Annotated in this window: 16 protein-coding genes; 2 read left to right on the forward strand and 14 right to left on the reverse strand. The window is 39.3% G+C overall.

From position 1 onward, the window contains the following. Positions 1 to 4: 4 nt before the first annotated feature. The 6 genes from G626_RS0100135 to G626_RS0100160 all read right to left on the reverse strand — a co-directional run bounded on the left by G626_RS0100135 (position 5) and on the right by G626_RS0100160 (position 7,420). Positions 5 to 2,035: an ATP-dependent helicase gene (locus tag G626_RS0100135; protein ID WP_414503149.1), complete on the reverse strand. Its 2,031-nt coding sequence runs from the start codon at positions 2,033 to 2,035 to the stop codon at positions 5 to 7. 210 nt (positions 2,036 to 2,245) lie between these two features. Next, positions 2,246 to 2,581, reverse strand: coding sequence for a GIY-YIG nuclease family protein (locus G626_RS0100140; RefSeq protein ID WP_022930759.1), 336 nt, complete (start codon positions 2,579 to 2,581; stop codon positions 2,246 to 2,248). A gap of 119 nt (positions 2,582 to 2,700) precedes the next feature. Continuing rightward, positions 2,701 to 4,353 carry an ABC-F family ATP-binding cassette domain-containing protein gene (locus G626_RS0100145; RefSeq protein WP_022930760.1) on the reverse strand — a complete coding sequence of 551 codons (1,653 nt, stop codon included), beginning with the start codon at positions 4,351 to 4,353 and terminating at the stop codon, positions 2,701 to 2,703. Positions 4,354 to 4,365: 12 nt separating this feature from the next. After that, on the reverse strand, positions 4,366 to 6,033 hold the full coding sequence (locus tag G626_RS0100150) for a DEAD/DEAH box helicase (protein ID WP_022930761.1): 1,668 nt from the start codon (positions 6,031 to 6,033) through the stop codon (positions 4,366 to 4,368). Positions 6,034 to 6,230: 197 nt separating this feature from the next. After that, the gene (locus G626_RS0100155; RefSeq protein ID WP_022930762.1) at positions 6,231 to 7,226 is read right to left on the reverse strand and encodes a hypothetical protein; all 996 of its coding nucleotides are present in this window, start codon (positions 7,224 to 7,226) and stop codon (positions 6,231 to 6,233) included. Then, positions 7,223 to 7,420, reverse strand: coding sequence for a hypothetical protein (locus tag G626_RS0100160; protein WP_022930763.1), 198 nt, complete (start codon positions 7,418 to 7,420; stop codon positions 7,223 to 7,225). Before G626_RS0100160 ends, G626_RS0100155 begins: the two co-directional genes overlap by 4 nt. A gap of 36 nt (positions 7,421 to 7,456) precedes the next feature. On the opposite strand from G626_RS0100160, the gene G626_RS0100165 reads away from it, so the two are divergent. Then, the gene (locus G626_RS0100165; protein ID WP_022930764.1) at positions 7,457 to 8,617 is read left to right on the forward strand and encodes a class I SAM-dependent methyltransferase; all 1,161 of its coding nucleotides are present in this window, start codon (positions 7,457 to 7,459) and stop codon (positions 8,615 to 8,617) included. A gap of 155 nt (positions 8,618 to 8,772) precedes the next feature. Here the strand turns inward: G626_RS0100165 and rpmE are convergent, their stop codons facing one another. The 6 genes from rpmE to rpsT form a co-directional block, all read right to left on the reverse strand. Continuing rightward, complete coding sequence (rpmE, locus tag G626_RS0100170) at positions 8,773 to 8,982, reverse strand: 50S ribosomal protein L31 (protein ID WP_022930765.1); 210 nt, start codon at positions 8,980 to 8,982, stop codon at positions 8,773 to 8,775. A gap of 177 nt (positions 8,983 to 9,159) precedes the next feature. Next, complete coding sequence (gene rho, locus G626_RS0100175; protein WP_022930766.1) at positions 9,160 to 10,935, reverse strand: transcription termination factor Rho; 1,776 nt, start codon at positions 10,933 to 10,935, stop codon at positions 9,160 to 9,162. Positions 10,936 to 11,114: 179 nt separating this feature from the next. Beyond that, positions 11,115 to 11,546 (reverse strand): bactofilin family protein, encoded by a 432-nt coding sequence (locus tag G626_RS0100180; RefSeq protein ID WP_022930767.1) that lies wholly within the window; start codon positions 11,544 to 11,546, stop codon positions 11,115 to 11,117. 14 nt (positions 11,547 to 11,560) lie between these two features. Continuing rightward, complete coding sequence (gene lnt / locus G626_RS14845) at positions 11,561 to 13,249, reverse strand: apolipoprotein N-acyltransferase (protein ID WP_022930768.1); 1,689 nt, start codon at positions 13,247 to 13,249, stop codon at positions 11,561 to 11,563. Further along, positions 13,246 to 13,551 carry an HU family DNA-binding protein gene (locus tag G626_RS0100190; RefSeq protein WP_022930769.1) on the reverse strand — a complete coding sequence of 102 codons (306 nt, stop codon included), beginning with the start codon at positions 13,549 to 13,551 and terminating at the stop codon, positions 13,246 to 13,248. The genes lnt and G626_RS0100190 overlap by 4 nt, the downstream gene beginning before the upstream one ends. A gap of 102 nt (positions 13,552 to 13,653) precedes the next feature. After that, a complete protein-coding gene (gene rpsT, locus G626_RS0100195; RefSeq protein ID WP_022930770.1) occupies positions 13,654 to 13,929 on the reverse strand; it encodes a 30S ribosomal protein S20 in 276 nt (91 codons plus the stop codon). 156 nt (positions 13,930 to 14,085) lie between these two features. Here rpsT and G626_RS18000 point away from each other — a divergent pair, with 156 nt between their 5' ends. Continuing rightward, positions 14,086 to 14,259, forward strand: a complete 174-nt coding sequence (locus tag G626_RS18000; RefSeq protein ID WP_022930771.1) for a hypothetical protein — start codon at positions 14,086 to 14,088, stop codon at positions 14,257 to 14,259. A 124-nt stretch (positions 14,260 to 14,383) separates the two neighbouring features. On the opposite strand, the gene G626_RS0100205 is transcribed toward G626_RS18000, so the two are convergent. Further along, entirely contained in the window at positions 14,384 to 15,145 is a 762-nt protein-coding gene (locus G626_RS0100205; protein WP_022930772.1) for a lysophospholipid acyltransferase family protein, read from the reverse strand. Positions 15,146 to 15,195: 50 nt separating this feature from the next. Continuing rightward, positions 15,196 to 17,328 (reverse strand): ATP-dependent DNA helicase, encoded by a 2,133-nt coding sequence (locus tag G626_RS14850; protein WP_022930773.1) that lies wholly within the window; start codon positions 17,326 to 17,328, stop codon positions 15,196 to 15,198. Positions 17,329 to 17,379 lie beyond the last annotated feature (51 nt).

The following is a 17,379-nucleotide window of genomic DNA, read 5'->3' on the forward strand; positions in this document are numbered from 1 at the left end:
TTTTCTACATTTTTGATTTCAGTGTACTTAAAAAGTCGCTGAACATTGCTCCGGTTTCTTCCTCGGTGAGCTGCTTTGGCTCATGGTATTCTACAAGATTTGCAGGTATTTCATCGAGGAAGCGGCTTGGTGTAACTTCAATATAATCAAATGGACTTCCTGAATAGGTGTCATCATTTTTGAACTGGCGTCTTTTCCTTTTCTGGCAGGAAGTCATTATCAGTTTTTCCCGGGCTCTTGTAATTGCAACGTAAAACAATCTTCTTTCTTCTTCTACATCGCCACTATTTTCTTCAACGGAACGGGCATGGGGAATAAGACCTTCTTCAACTCCCGCTATAAAAACAACCGGAAATTCCAGCCCCTTAGAAGCATGTATTGTCATGAGGTTTACTTTACCTTTATTGCTTTCATCATCACCATTGTCATGACTGGCAAGAGTAATTCTGTTTAAGTAACTGTAGAGATTCGGATTAGTATTGTCCGGGTCGTTTTCCCAGGTATCAATAAATTGAGTAAACTCTTCAATATTTTTTAATTTATAGCTTACTGCCTTTTCACTTTTCGGATATTCAGAAACAAGGTAACTTTTGTAATCAATATCATCAACAAACTGACGAACCTTTGCGGCGAGACCTCGGCCACTCAAAAGCTTCTGTCGGTTTCCTTCAATTATATCTACAAAGGCCTGTAAATCTTCCTTTAATACATCACTTGCCTGAGAGGCTTCTGCATGAATAAGATAATCAATTGCATTCCATAGTGTACAACCGTTTAATTCAGCTGCGTCATTCATCAGCTGGATTGCGGCACGTCCAATTCCGCGGCGAGGCGTATTAATAATACGAAGCAGATTTATATCATCATCATGGTTTGAAATAACACGGAGGTAAGAGATTACATCTTTTATTTCTTTGCGTTCAAAAAAGGAAGTACCACCGCTCATTGTGTAAGGTATGTTATTTTTTAAGAAAGCTTCCTCAATATATCGGCTTTGTGTATTTGCCCGCATAAGTACGCCAAAGTCATCATACTTACGCTTTTCTTCCACTGCAATTCCAAGAATAGATTCTGAAATAAAGTCAGCTTCATCACTTTCGTTTAATGGCATAAAAAGCTCTATCGGTTTACCAGCTCCTTTACCGCTCCAGAGTTTTTTGTCCTTGCGGTTTGTGTTATGGCTGATTACACCATTGGCAGCCTCGAGAATAGTTCCTGTTGAACGGTAATTCTGTTCAAGGCGGATTTCAGTTACATCAAAGTCCTTTTCAAAATTTACGATATTCTGATAATCTGCACCACGCCAGGAATAAATTGACTGGTCATCGTCACCTACAACTGCTACGTTTTTATCTGCAAGCAGGTGCATCATTTCATACTGCTGATGGCTTGTATCCTGAAACTCATCTACCATGAGGTACTTGTAACGCTCACGATAGCGGGCAAGAACCTCAGGAAACTCGCGGAAGAGTTTAATCGGCAGAACAATCAGGTCGTCAAAATCAACTGCATTATAGAGTTTTAGTCCTTCCTGATAAAGCTCGTAAAGAGGGCGGTACATGTCATTTGCAGTTTCCCAGTTTTTGCGGCCGGTTTTGATATTTGAAATAAGATTTCCTATCGTATAAATATCCATTGCTTCCGGAGAAAACTTAAGCTCGCGGCCACATTCCTTGATAAGGGCAACACGGTCTGTTTCATCATAAATAGAAAAGTTTTCACGCCAGCCAAGCTTGTCTATATCCTGGCGAAGAATCTTTACACCAAAAGCGTGGAAGGTAGAAACCGTAAGATTCTGCAGCTTTTTTTCTGTAAGGGTTTTGATTCGGTCTGCCATTTCTTTGGCAGCTTTGTTTGTAAAGGTAAGGGCCAGAATTGAGCTTTGTGGAATTCCCTTATCCAGCATGTGGGCAATACGGAATGTAATTACACGGGTTTTACCACTTCCGGCGCCGGCAATAATCAGAATTGCGCCTTCAGTTGTAGTTACGGCTCTATATTGCTGAGGATTAAGCTCTTTTTTCAGGGATTCCAGGTCAAGCATAGGGTTATATATTACGCGGAAGAGATTATAGGGTCAATACTTTTGTGTCATTCCCGTGCTTTACATTCTGTGTCATTCCCGGGCTTGCCCCGGGAATCTATAAATCTCAGTCCGATCTAGATCTTCGGGTCAAGCCCGAAGATGACACATAATGCAGCCCGACAATGACACTATTTTGTAGCATGACAATGACATCAAAGTTTATTCACACTCTAAACTCAAATCCTTAAACGTTGGATTATTCTTCTCTATCAATTCCAATTTCCAGGCTCTGTTCCATTTTTTGAGATTCTTCTCTCTTTGAATTGCAGCCTTTACATCTGTTGTTTTTTCATAATACACAAGTTTGTTTACATTGTATTTTTCTGTGAAGCCTGGAACCAGTTTGTTTTGATGTTCATAAAGCCGGCGTTTTAAGTCGTTTGTCATTCCGACGTAGAGAGTTGAATGAGAATTGTTGGCAAGGATGTAAACAAAATATTCCTGCATACTTTGAAGGTAATAATAAGAGTTTAAAAAGACAAGTTTTTTTGTCATTCCCGGACTTGATCCGGGAATCTAGAAATCGCTGTGATGTCTAGATCTTCGGGTCAAGCCCGAAGATGACACACAATGCAGCCCGAGCATGACACTCTATTATTTATTGAAGATGACAATTAAACTCGATACTTAATCTTCTTACCTGTACCTTCGTAAAGCTTCTTACGGAGCTCGCTTACCTGAGGGTCACTGATATAGTCATCAAAACTCATCATACGGTCGATAATTCCGTTTGGAGTTATTTCCACAATGCGGTTTGCGATAGACTGAATGAACTCGTGGTCATGTGAGCTGAAAAGCAGAACGCCAGGGAAAGAAATCAAACCTTCGTTGAGAGACTGGATTGCTTCAAGGTCCAGATGGTTTGTAGGGTCATCCATTGTAATACAGTTTGCACCGCTGAGCATAAGCTTAGAAAGCATACAGCGAACCTTCTCTCCTCCGGAAAGAACCTTAACCTTTTTCAAAGATTCATCGCCGCTAAAGAGCATGCGTCCAAGAAAGCCGCGTACATAAGCATCATCCTGCTCCTTAGAATACTGCTTGAGCCATTCTGTAATATTCAGGTCGTTATTGAAGCTGTCTGAATTATCACGTGGAAGATAAGTCTGCGAAGTTGTCTGTCCCCAGAAGTACTCACCGCTATCTGGCTTTTTAACTCCGTTAATAATATCAAAAAGTGCAGTAACAGAATTATGCTCAATACCAACAAAGGCAATTTTGTCGGTGCGGTTTACTGTAAGACTGAAGTTCTTTAAGAGCTCGTTGCCATCAGCATCTTTATAGTTCAAACCTTTAATTTCAAGAACGTTGTTTCCAATCTCGCGGTCTGCCTTAAAGTTTACATAAGGGAATTTACGTGTAGAAACAGGAATCTCTTCGAGGCTGTCGGCCAATTTGTCATAAATCTTTTTACGTGATGTTGCCTGCTTAGCCTTAGAAGCGTTAGAAGAGAAGCGGAGGATGAACTCTTTCAAGTCCTTCATCTTATCTTCAGTCTTCTTCTGCTGCTCATGAGCCTGGCGCTGCATAATCTGAGTCATCTGATACCAGAAGTCGTAGTTACCAGAGAACTGAGTAATCTTTCCAAAGTCGATATCGCAGATGTAAGTACAAACTGTGTTCAAGAAGTGACGGTCATGGGAAACTACAATTACTGTATTTTCAAAGTCCAGTAAAAAGTTTTCAAGCCAGGTAATTGATTCAATATCCAAACCGTTTGTAGGCTCATCGAGAAGAAGTGCATCAGGGTTACCATAAATAGCCTGTGCCAGTAAAACACGAACCTTCTGACCTTCATCAAGCTCGCTCATCATCTTGTCGTGGAACTCTTCTTCCAAACCAAGACCGCTCAGCATCTGTTCAATATCATTTTCTGCTTCATAACCGCCAAGCTCACCAAACTCAGCCTCGAGCTCTGCAGACTTAATTCCGTCTTCTTCTGTAAAATCTGATTTTGCATAGATTTCGTCGCGGGCCTTGCTTACCTCGTAAAGCTTCGGGTATCCCATCATAACAGTTTCTTTTACAGAGTACTGGTCAAAAGCAAAGTGATCCTGCTTCAAAACTGCCATACGCTCGCCCGGAGTCATAAAAATCTGGCCGGAATCCTTTTCAAGTTCCCCGCTCAGCAGCTTCAAAAATGTAGACTTACCGGCACCGTTAGCACCAGTAATTCCATAACAGTTTCCTTTGTTAAATTTAAGATTAACGTCCTTAAAAAGCGGTTTTTCGCTGAAGGACAAGCTTACATCACTAACTGTAATCATTTAATTCCCCTCTTAACGTCCAAAGAAAGACTTTACCTTCTGCCAGAAGCTCTTCTTCTGTTCAACCGGCTTCTGAGCCTGTGGCTGATTATAAGACTTCTTTCCATTCTTCTTATAATCACCCTTCTTGTAAGACCCCTTCTTATAGCTGTCTTTTTTGTAACCGCCGTTTTTGTAGATGTCTTTTGCACCCTTAGATACACTTCCGGAAGCATAAGCTTCCTTATACATCTTCATGCGCTCTTCGTAAGAAAGACCTTCAAGTTTTGCAGGATCAATGTAAGGTTTCTTTCCTCGCTTGTCATCATGGCCTTTTCCGCCCTTCTTATAGTCTTTCTTGTAACCGTCTTTCTTATATCCGTCACCTTTCTTTCCGTGACCGTCGTGTCCACCATGTCCGTGTCTGTCACCTCTGTCATCACGACGTCTGTTATGAATGTCGCCGTCCTTACCTTTGCGGTAACCGCCGCGGTTATCATAATCATCATCGCCACGCCAGTTTTCTGTCTTAATATACATACCGGCAGACTTGTCTTCTTCCATCTGCTCAGGATAAGCAACAGTGGCAGGAATCTGCATTTCGATATAGCGCTCAATTGCAGGAAGGTTGTAAACATCCTGTTCAGAACAGAAGGTGTAAGCCTTTCCGGATTTTCCGGCACGGGCTGTACGGCCAATGCGGTGAACATAGTTTTCAGCTTCAACAGGAAGGTCATAGTTAATTACCAGTGCAAGATCATCAACATCAATACCACGGGCAGCAACATCAGTTGCAACGAGAATCTTAATTTCCCCCGCTTTAAACTTCTTCAAAATAGCAAGACGTTTGCTCTGTGGCAGGTCGCCAATCATAAATTCAGCCTGGATCTCATTGATTACAAGACGCTTTGCAATAACTTCACAGGAACGTTTTGTATTACAGAAGATGATTGCTGATTCTGGATTTTCGTGCTTCAAAATACCAACAAGAAGCTTCATTTTTTCATCAGAAGAAACGTGGAGAAGCTCCTGCTGAATTTCACTTACTGTAATATTTTCTGCTTCAATTGTAATTTCAACAGGATCACGGGTATATTCCCAGGCAAGGTTCTTAACATAAGTATTAAGAGTTGCAGAGAAAAGCATTGTCTGACGAGTTTCTGCTTCAGGAAGCTTTTTCAAAATCTTTCGCAGGTCATCGTAGAATCCCATATCAAACATGCGGTCAGCTTCATCAATTACGCAGAAGTGAGCATTACTGAGGTCAAGGTTTCCGCCTTCGTTCAAATCGATTACACGGCCAGGAGTTCCAATAACAATATCAACACCCTTCTTCAAAGCCGCAATCTGCTTTTCATAACCAACTCCGCCATAAACAGAGAAAGCCTTAAGTCCGCTTGTACCAACAAGAACCTTTGCTTCTTCTTCAATCTGAACAGCAAGCTCACGGGTTGGAGCAAGAATCAAACACTTTTTGCCTGCATTTTCAGCCTTAATCATCTCGCCAATAACTGCTACGAGATACGCACAAGTTTTTCCAGTTCCAGTCTGAGACTGAACATACAAATCCGGGCCCTTTGCACCTTCTGCTGCCTTAGAAGCCTTAATTACCTGTTCCTGAACCGGTGTACAAGTCACATAACCGGCGGCTTCAATTCCCTTCAAAAGTCTTTCATCAAGACCAAATTCTGTAAAATCCATAAGATTCCTTTTGCGAACCACACAGGGCCGCGTAAAAAATATAATTGCCCGCGTACACACAGGCCGCGGGATTCATTCAAATTAAGAGACTACAATTATAATGTTTTTTTTAATAAGGGGGAAGTCTCCCCCTCGGCCGCACATTCGTTGCGGCCTACCCCCTCTCCTAGGAGGCTGCGCCCCCTAAAACCCGGCTTTTATTTATCTGCTTTATTTTTACCCAAAGTTGCACCGAGAACAAAGAGTCCAATTCCAAGTACAGCAGCTACAAGGCCATAAATCTTCATCTGACCAAGAACTGTAGAAACAAGACTCCAGATACCCTCGTAAATTCCCTTTGGAAGAGCATATACTTCAAGTGCATTCTTAATAATTCCAGGAAGAATACCGCCTGCTACGCAAGCTGCAATAAAAATAATCAAACCATCGATAAAGCATGGCATAAATACATATTTGAGCCATGCAAAAATATTACGGTTAATCAAAAGAATAAGCAAAGCAAGAAGAAGGCATAGGCCAGCACAGATAAGGAAGAACTTTAATGAAAGGAAGAAATCAACCTGTTTAAGTGCTTCAAGACTTTCTGAGTTCTCTTCCTTTACAACATCAAGGCTTTCCTGAATACTTGCCTTTGCTTCAGCAACGTTGCTTTCTACAGCTTCCTTCATTCCAGATCTGTCAATAACTTCGCCGGTATGCTCTTCATACATATCAAGAGACTTATTCATAACGTTTAAAACATCATCTGTGTTAATATTAAGTTCTTCAGAAGCTCCTGTAACATAGTCAACAATTTCACCTACATACTGGTCAACAAATTGAGAAACCTCTGGAGAAGCAAGAACCTCTGCAATGAATTCTGGCTCAACTTCAATTCCTGCAGCATCAAGATAAGACTGAACAATTTCATTAACATCCATATTTGTAAGGTCAATTGAAGACAAATCAATACTGCTTAAATCAAAATCTCCAAAATCACCATATTCTTCATAGGCAGCAAGTGAATAGCGGATATCCCCCGGATGGAAAAGTCCATCATCAACTGGTGCCACAGACACAGGCTTCATCATCTCGCCTGCCATTTTTACAAGCTTAGAATAACTGAAGTTATTGCGCACAACAGAAAGCAAAAGTGTGCCTAAGAGACAGATAGCAAAAAGAATGCTAAGAACAACTGATAAATTTTTTTTCATTTTTTCTCCCTCGACTTTACTTTATTCAAGTCCTTATAATAATCAAGATACTGACACAAAATACCAAGCGCAGCTTCAACTGTCTTTTGAATCTGTGGATCTTCATCTGCTTCTACGACATTACTTTCGTATATGGCATCACGCAGTTTGCAAAACTCGTTATTCATGGCAAGATATTTTTCGGTTGCAGTCATATTTTAATTATAACAGATATATGTTAAAATCGCCATATGAATAATTCAAATAATATGGATAACAAAACTTCATATCAGGCAGAACTTTTTTCAAACCGATTACGAAGAAAATATAAAGAGCTCCGTAAGCAGATGCGCAAAAATCGCGTAAGCTGCTACAGATTATATGACAGAGATATTCCAGAAGTGCCGGTTTCGCTTGATTTATACGAGTTTTTACCGGATGGAGTTGATTCAGTCCTCGAAGCGGCTCGCTTTATGTCAGCCCAGAATGAAAGACTTTCTGCAAATGACCCGGTCATAGAAAAAGAAATTAAAGAACGCACCTGGGCCGTACTTTATTTATATGAACGTCCTTACGAAAAAGCTGATGAAGAAGAAACTTTATGGCTTGATGCAATGGCAAAAGCTGCCGCAGACATACTTGGAATTGATATAAGCCACATAATCAAAAAATCCCGCGGACACAAGAGCCACAAGGATGACGACCAGTACAACAAAACCTGTCATGCTGAACTTGTTTCAGCATCTCCTGTTGAAGGCCTCGTACTGGAACAGGGCCAGCTCTTCCGTCTGGACCTTACAAGCTACCTGGACACAGGACTCTTCTTTGACCACAGGCCTCTTCGAGCCACAGTTCGCGACAACTGCAGCAAAAAAAGAGTTTTAAATCTATTCTGTTATACAGGAAGTTTTTCTGTTTATGCAGCCCAAGGTAACGCAAGCTATGTTGAATCAGTTGATTTATCGAACACTTATCTTGCCTGGGCAAAAGATAATATGAAATTAAATGGCTTTACTGATAAAAAGAAATATGATTTTACCCGTGCAGACTGTCAGGTCTTTTTACAGGAAAAAGCAGTTGCAGCAAAAGGTGGAAAGCTTGCAGCTGAAGAGCTTTATGATTTGATTATTCTAGACCCGCCAACTTTTTCAAACAGCAAGGCAACAAGCGATGTTCTTGATATTAACCGTGACTGGCCTCAGCTGGTAAAGGATTGTCTGAATATTCTGGCACCGAGCGGAAGGCTCTACTTCTCTACAAACTCAGAAAGAATAAAGTTTGATATCAGTAAGATCCCTCCAAAAACTGCAGCTGGCTCCGAGTTCACCTGGAAAGAAATTACAGAGCAGACAATTCCTGCAGACTATGAAGGTAAGAAACCACACAAGGTATGGACCTTCACGTTAAAATAAAGATAATAAGTAGTTTTATTATTCAACTGAGATTCTTTTTTATGTGCTCGGAGTAATAAAAAATGCCTTGGACAACATCATCCCCGTTGGCCAAGGCATTTTTTTTACGTAAGAGCATATAAAAAAGACGTCCAAACTGGAAGTCTTTTATAAAACTACTTGTTGTCTTTAATTCCGTAGCGCTTGTTGAAGCGGTCAATACGACCTGCAGTATCAACGAGCTTCTGCTTACCAGTATAGAATGGGTGGCAAGCTGAACAAATTTCAACGTGGATGTCTTTTACAGTTGAACGTGTTTCGATTACATTACCGCAAACGCAGGTAATTTTTGTAAGCTGGTAGTCTGGGTGAATTCCCTTTTTCATTGTTATAACTCCTATATTCTTGCCCGATATTACGCCCGGCTGCCCCTGGCTTGTTCATTACGAACTTCCATCATTCCGCTACCGTCAACTAATTCCATAAATAATATCACAAGATAAAAATGATTATATTATTATAAAAAAAACAATACATATAGTCAATATTGCTTGTGTTATTCTTTATTCTATTCCCGCGGTGCCTGCATTCATACTTGCGAGGAAGGCCTCGTTGGTCTTGCTCTTCTTCATGCGGTCGAGGATGAGTTCTGTAATATCGACATCTTCCATCGGGTTAAGAACCTTGCGCAGAATCCAGATTTTCTGGAGCTCAGTTTCTGTAAGGAGAAGTTCCTCTTTACGGGTACCAGATTTTTTGATGTTGATAGCCGGGAAGAGACGGCGTTCAGCAAGCTTGCGGTCCAGGTCGATTTCTGAGTTACCGGTTCCCTTGAACTCTTCAAAGATAACTTCATCCATGCGGGAACCGGTTTCAATCAAGGCTGTAGAAATGATTGTAAGAGAACCACCCTCTTCTACATTACGTGCAGCACCAAAGAAGCGTTTTGGCTTAAAGAGAGCGTTAGAGTCAACACCACCAGAAAGTACTTTACCAGAAGTCTGAACTGTCTGGTTGTAAGCGCGGGCAAGACGGGTAATTGAGTCAAGAAGGATTACAACATCACGCTTATGCTCTACAAGACGCTTTGCCTTCTCAAGTACCATTTCTGCAACCTGAACGTGGCGGGTAGCCTGCTCATCAAAGGTAGAAGAAATAACTTCACCCTTGATTGCGCGTTCCATTTCTGTAACTTCCTCAGGACGCTCATCAATCAAAAGAACGATTAGATATACTTCGGGGTTGTTTGTTGTGATTGCATTTGCAATTTTCTGCATAAGGATTGTCTTACCGGCTTTTGGAGGCGCAACAATCAAAAGACGCTGACCTTTACCAATTGGTGCAAAGAGATCTACGATACGTGTTGAAACTTCTGTTGAAACAGTTTCAAGACGAAGCTTTTCATTTGGATAAAGCGGTGTAAGATTCTCAAAAGGAACGCGGGTCTGTGCTACGCGAGGTTCGTCATAGTTGATTTTTTCAATGCGAAGCAGAGCAAAGAAACGCTCGCCTTCTTTTGGAGAACGAGTCTGTCCGTAAACTGTATCACCTGTTTTAAGATTGAAAAGACGAATCTGACTAGGGCTGATATAAATATCATCAGGACCTGGAAGATAAGAGTTCTGAGGGCTGCGTAAGAAACCATAACCGTCAGGCAAAATCTCAAGAGAACCTTCTGCAAAAATAATTCCACCGTGTTCTGTATGAGCTTTAAGAATTACAAAAATCAAATCCTGCTTTTTCATAGGAGCAAGATCGTCGGCAGTAAAGCCATACTGAATTGCCCGCTCACGAAGTTCTGGCATAGATTCTTTTGTAAGTTCATTAATCAAAAGTCGTGGCTTATTTGCATTTTCCTCAGCAGCAGCGGCAGCCTCGGCAGCCATCATTTCTGCAACCTCAGGACTAGGAGGTGTATAAGAACCACGACCATAAGGCTTACGCATTCCAGGACCTTTTCTATTAAAGTTATTTCTGTTCTGATTATTCTGATAACGGTAATTATTATTGTTATTAAAGTGCTTTTCTTCTGACGGAGTTTGAGGTGCCTGAGCAGCCCCTTGATTTTCTTCTGTTTCTTCTGTCTTTTTTACAACACGGCGTTTCTTTACGATAACCTTTCCAGCTTCCTGCCCTTCTTCATTCTGTTCACCAGAAGAACTTTCTTCAACTGTTTCGGAAGCTGTTTCTGCCGGGGCTTCTGAATGCTCTTCTGTAGCCGGCGCTTCGTTTTGTGTTTCAGGTTCATTAGAACCAAAATCAAGTGTAGCCTGTGCTTCTTCTGCAGGCTCCTGTGCTGCGTTTTCGTCTGTTGTACGACGTTTTCTTAATGCTGCCATTAAAAAATCCTCATGATAAATTGTAATTAGATTTTGATTTTATTTATAATAAAAAAATTAAAAAACACCAGATTTATTTGATTTTTTGGGACAGACAAGATAGAAAATGTCCCGATAGTTTTATTATCATCCTTTTTTAAATTTCTGTCAAGTCGGCTTTTTTTTTGCTGATTTTTAGGCTACTTTATAACATCACTGTGAATAATCATAGCCTGCTTATATTCTGAAGATGCTACAGAGAACAAGTCAACATCAGGTTCCTTATCAAGCATATTTACATCACCGCTGAACTCAACGTTATTTGCAATCCTGATTCTTGCAGTTGTAATATTTCCATTTACTTTACTGCCAGAACAGATTTCTACACGCTCTGCAGCATTCATATCACCAGAAACATTGCCACCGGCAACGATAATTGAATTTGCATCAATTTTATCAACCTTACAAACTGAATTCTTTGCAATTTCAAGATCACCTGTAGGTGCATTAATCTTTCCGCTGAATTTGCCAGTAATTACAAGACGATCGCTGAATTCAAGAACTCCATCAAATTCTGTTTCTTCACCAAAAACTGTAATATTTCTTTTTTCGATTTCGTTTTTTTCAGCCATCAGTTCACCTGTAATTATTTATTTCTAATTATTTTAATTATAACAATAATCGATTGTATAAGCAATATAAATGCACTTATGACCACAGCTGCAATTCCGGCTGCATCACCGCTTCTCGTAAACAAAGTAAGCTTATTGCCGGAAATAAGCGGTACTTTCCCAATTATATAAGCCTGACAGAATTCAGGAGCAGCTTTTTCAATTACTCCATTTGTATTAATTATACAGGTAACACCACTTGCTGTACTTCTTACAGCTGGAACTCCATTTTCTACACATCGGAAAACCGCCATTGCAAGATGCTGTCTCTGACAGGGAATGCTATTTGACCAGGAATCATTACTTAAATTAAAAAAGCATCTGGATCCATTCAATACCATTTTACGACATATTGTACTGAAGGTATCTTCGAAGCATATTGGTGTAGAAAACTTTAATCCCCGGTAATCAAATACTGAATATTCATCACCTTTTTCCCACATATGTGTATTGCCATTAAGGAGCTTTACATATAGAAGCGGAAAAATATGTTTCATGGGAAAGCTTTCTGTAAATGGCACAAGTTTGATTTTTGAATAAATACCCGGCTCAGGCGGATGAACATTTTTTCCCGATTCAAAAACCAGAGCACTGTTGTATTGAATTTTTTCTGCAGATTTAAATTCTACCTGATGTGCATTTCCCGTTATGAAAACTGCATTGTTTTCATCAAAAAAGTTTAAAAGTTGAGAAACCAGCATAAAGCGACGGACATCTGTACCATAATCATAATTATACACAATCGATGGTGCGACTGCTGTTTCAGGCCATATTATAAAATCAATATCGTTTGAAAGAGCCTGAGCTTCCTCCGTTAACTGAATCAGATTTTTTACATTTTTTGAATATTCTTCTATTCCATTTTTCCATGGGCTTTCATTATTTTGAATGGCTGCTACCGTAACGTATTTATCGTAATTATTCTGATGAATACTCAAATAACCATAAATGATTGAAGAAATGAAAAGAAAACTCCAGACTGCTCCGCAAAAATAAGTCAATTTCAATGATGTGACTGCAAGAGCCTGTTCTTTTTTTACATAAGCAGAAATATGAGACTTTCTTGTTGAATCAACAGTATTCAGTAATCTGTGTTTTTCCTGTTTTTTGTAAATCAAACTGAATAAAAAGGCTGATGGAAAAATTACTATCATATTTAAACCAAATACTCCAGTAAGAGAGGTGATTTGTATAAGGTTTATAAACTTCCACTGAGTATAGGCTGTAACTCCATAGCTTATACCAAAAAAGCCTAGTGTCTTAAGGTATTCATAAGCACAGATACAAAAAAACTGTAAAAGCCAGCCGTTTTTAATACTTATTATATCTGCCCATTTTAAAACCAGAAAGAAGAAAGCACAGATTATCATATAACCTGTGCAGAGAATTATAAGACCAAGTGGATGAAAAGACTGCAGCCAGTATCCGGTAAGCCCATAGGCTATTACTCCGTATAGAGCTCCATATATAAGAGCTTCTCCTAAGCTGCTTTTTTTAATCAAATATAAAACAGGAAAATAACTGAACCAGGCAAGAAAACTACAGCCGTCGTCAAAAAAAATATTTGGTCTTGCCAGCCAGAATAAAAGACAGGCAATTATTAATAAAATAATTCTGGGAAGAATAGTTTTACAGGCAGGAAGATTACTTGTATTCTTTTTCATTTTTTCTTTAGATTCCAGAGTTTCTCTTTCAGAATCTGACCTGCACGGAAAGCAGCAACATAATGAGGTTCTACCTTAAAGGTTTCGCCAGTTTTTGGATTTCTAGCAGAAGAACGGCCTTTTCTAAGTCTTGCTTCAAAGGTACCAAAACCACGTAATTCTATAGTATTACCCTTTTCAAGATATTCTCTTGTATGTAATAGAAAACTGTCTATTACTTTTTGAATATTCTGTTTTTCAATATCAGTTGATTTATAAACTGCATCTATCAGGTCACTTTTTGTTACCTTTATTTCAGACATTTACTATTTCTCCTGACTTTTTCAATTTATGAATACATTTTCAGTATAAAAAAAACCAGTTGATTTAATCAACTGGTTTTTCATAAGCATTAATCAAAAATGTTATTTTGCTGCGAATGTAGCATTGTAAAGATTCATCATTCTTGACTTTTTGCGAGACACAGCATTTCTCTTCAAAACACCCTTGCTGCGAGCGCTGTCGAGTTCTTTCTGAAGCTGCTTGTATTTTTCTTCAGCAAGTTTCTGATCTTTAGCCTGAACTGCTTCTACAAACTGCTTTGCATAAGTTCTGCAAGTGCTTTTGATTGCTTTATTATGAAGTCTGCGAACTTCGCTCTGTGCGTGTCTTTTCTCTGCAGATGATTTTTTGCCTGCCAATTGGAGACCCCCAAAAAATATAGTTAACTGTCATTCATAGTATCAAATTACATATTTTGTGTCAATGAAAGTTTTGAATTTTTGGACTTGAATTATTGACACTAGCGCATTATCTCATTATTATATTTGATACGAATATTCGATTGGAGGCACATAATGGCTGGAGCTAGTAAAAACTCTCGTACAACTGTTGCAACACAAAAATTCATTTGCCCTGACTGTGGTGGCGAAATCATAATGAAAACAATGATTGAAAATGGCAGACTTAGAAATCAGGCAGAATGCCAGAAATGCAAACGTGTTGAAAGAAGACCAAAGGATTTCAAATAATCCAAGGTATTAGATTTTACTACTATGTGAATACGGTGGTTGAGTGCCCGAAGGGTATATCGAAACCACCGTATTTTTATTTAACTATGGTTTCGATACGGCTTCGCCTACTCAACCATCGTTTTTATTTCTTATTTGCTGGTAATTGTCGCCAGTATTCAATCTGCTGCTGCATTAAAATACGCGATTCTTCAAGAATTGCATTGCAGTCTTCCTTACTTTTTGGCGGCTCATAAATTTTAAGAATCTTAACTCTGTAACAGCCGTTTTTAAGATTTGTTATAAGCTTACGTAAATCTCTAAGCTGCCAGCCGCCATCAAGAGCACATACAACTACAGGCAGACCTGTAGATTCTGTAAGCTGACGGAAACCTGCAGAAAAAAACTTTCCAACATTTCCGTCACGTGTGCGTGAACCTTCCGGAAAGAGAATAGGCACCTGATTACGCTCTACTACCTTTTTCCCAAATTCTGAAATATAACGCATTGCTTCCATTGGTTTTGCCTTGCGAGGAACAAGACAATGTTCCTGAGCACGCAGCATTTCGGATACGAGCGGTATATGACGTCCAAGAGTATCCTTTGCAATAAAGCGTACAGACTTATCGCGTAAAAAGTTCATAAAGAGAGGAATATCCAGAAGACTCTGATGATTTGCAATAATTATAAAGTTTTCCGGAAGTTCATCCTTTTTATTATCATAACCCCAGAAATGAAAGTGTCTGTAAGTATATACAATTGCAAAAAGCCTTGGTGCAAGAACTCTAACAATATAATCTGAAATTCTGACACTCAGTTTTTTGCTTACAGGATACGCAAGAATATTTGCAAAGCTGGCGGGAATTACCATTGAAAATAAGCACAAAATAGTCAGAAAATGAGACATAAAAGCTCCAGATCATTTATTATATATTTGTATAAGATTATACTTTATTTTCAGTCAAAAATAAAGGAATTTATTCTCCTGCATATTTCTGAAAGAGGTTCATACATTTTTTTACATTCAGGCATACTTGTAATAAAAATACTTCCATATCGCTTTTCATATACACGGCGATCGAGAACAACAACTACACCTTTATCATCTGAACGGCGGATAAGCCGGCCAATTCCCTGTCTGAATTTTATTACAGCCTCAGGAACACTTAATTCCATAAAAGAAGAACCGCCGCGCTTTTCAATCGCCTCGGCCCGGGCAACAAAAACAGGATCATTAGGTACTGTAAAAGGAAGTTTTACAATTATTACCTGGGATAGCGATTCTCCCGGAATATCAACTCCCTGCCAGAATGAATCAGTAGCAAATAAAACACTTTCCTTTTCTTTCTTAAAAATCTCAAGCAGTTTTCCGTTATCATCATCGCCCTGCTTCATGATGCGGCCTGTGAAGCTCCGTAAACTTGCAGCCGTAGTTCTGTGTGCACTTTTAAGCGACTCGTAGGAAGTAAACAATACCAGGGTTCTTCCGGCCGCAGCCTGAATAAGCCGCGGTAAAGCCATTTCAACCCATTGCTGAAACTGAATATTATCAGGTGTAGGTGCATCATTTGGTACCGCGAAAAGCATATTTTTATTGTAAGGAAAAGGAGAAGGATACTCCCCTTTCAAAATTCTGTCTTCACCAGCAAATGTAACTCCGGTTCTCCTCATCCAATAAGAAAAGTCGTGTCCGGTCTTTAAGGTTGCAGAAGTACATATTACACTGGACATCTGTTCAAAAACCCCGTCATTCATAAGATGAGAAATATCAAGCGGAGTTTGAGTTAGAGTGATATAATCAGGATCTGCACCATCGCGTATCATATCAGGCGGAAGACGTTTTTTTTGAATCCAGAAAACATCATCTCTTTTTTCGTCCCAGACTGAAAAATTTTTTAATAAAATTACATAACTTTCAAGATGTCTGAGGATTACTTTTGATTCCCAGTAACATGGAGCATCCTTATCATCTTCTTCAATTCCTTCCATCACTTCCCGGATCATTCCGGTAAAGCTGCCAAGTGAACGACTAAGCTCACCTATTGCAACAAGCAGGGGACCAAAATCCCGAACAGAGCCTTCGTAAAGACGCTTAGTATATTCATTTGCAAGCAGGTCTTTTGCTGCAATTTCTACATTTGTCAGTGAGAGTTTTATTTTATTTGTAAGATCAAAAGCATCCTGAGCTTTTTCTTCATTTGAAGAAAGTACCGCCAGACTGCATAAATGACCGTACTCAGAATTTTTTCTTTTACGGTACATCTGATTAATCAGCTTGTTTAACTTGAATCTGTTTACGCTCTCGCTGAAAAAGCTGGTTGCCGCATTTTCAATTCCGTGGGCTTCATCAAAAACTATATGATGATATGGTGGTAATACAGCCGCATCTTCGTAGCCTGCCCCACTAAGACGAGATTCTATATCAGCAAATAAAAGGTGATGATTTACAACAATAATGTTTGCTGTAGCGGCCTCTTTACGAACCTTCATTACAAAACACTGGCCAAAAAAAGGGCATTTTTTTCCCATACATGCATCACTTTCTGAATTAATTTTTGTCCATACATTTTCAGAAGGCATAAATGTCATATCACTGCGGCTGCCAGTTGGTGAAGACTGAGCCCATTCTGCTATTTTTTTTAGCTCATCAGATTCACCTTCAAATAAATCAAGAATTGAAACTGCATCATTTAGACGTCGTAAGCAGATATAATTCTGACGCCCCTTCATTAGAACATACTTGAATTTCTTACCGACAATTTTTTCTACTGCAGGAATATCTTTTTCGCACAACTGCTGCTGGAGATTAATTGTACCTGTAGAAATGATTACACGTTCATGATTAATCAAGGCCCATAAAACAGAAGGAATTAAATATGAATATGATTTACCGACACCAGTTCCTGCTTCAAAAACCGCTATCTTATTTTCGTTAAAGGCATGAACAATATTTTGAAGAAGTTCAACCTGAACAGGACGCTCTTCGAAAGAATCTGAGATTTTAGATAAAGCACCACCGTTAGAAATATAATTTCCAGCTTCGAGTTCATCTACACTTTTATATTCAACTTTTTCTTCAGAATCTTCCACATCCCACCATTTTATTATGATATTTTAATTTTCTCGAGTTTTAACGTTTTT

This window comes from Treponema bryantii NK4A124 (genome assembly GCF_000421345.1).
Taxonomy (GTDB): Bacteria; Spirochaetota; Spirochaetia; order Treponematales; family Treponemataceae; genus Treponema_D; species Treponema_D bryantii_B.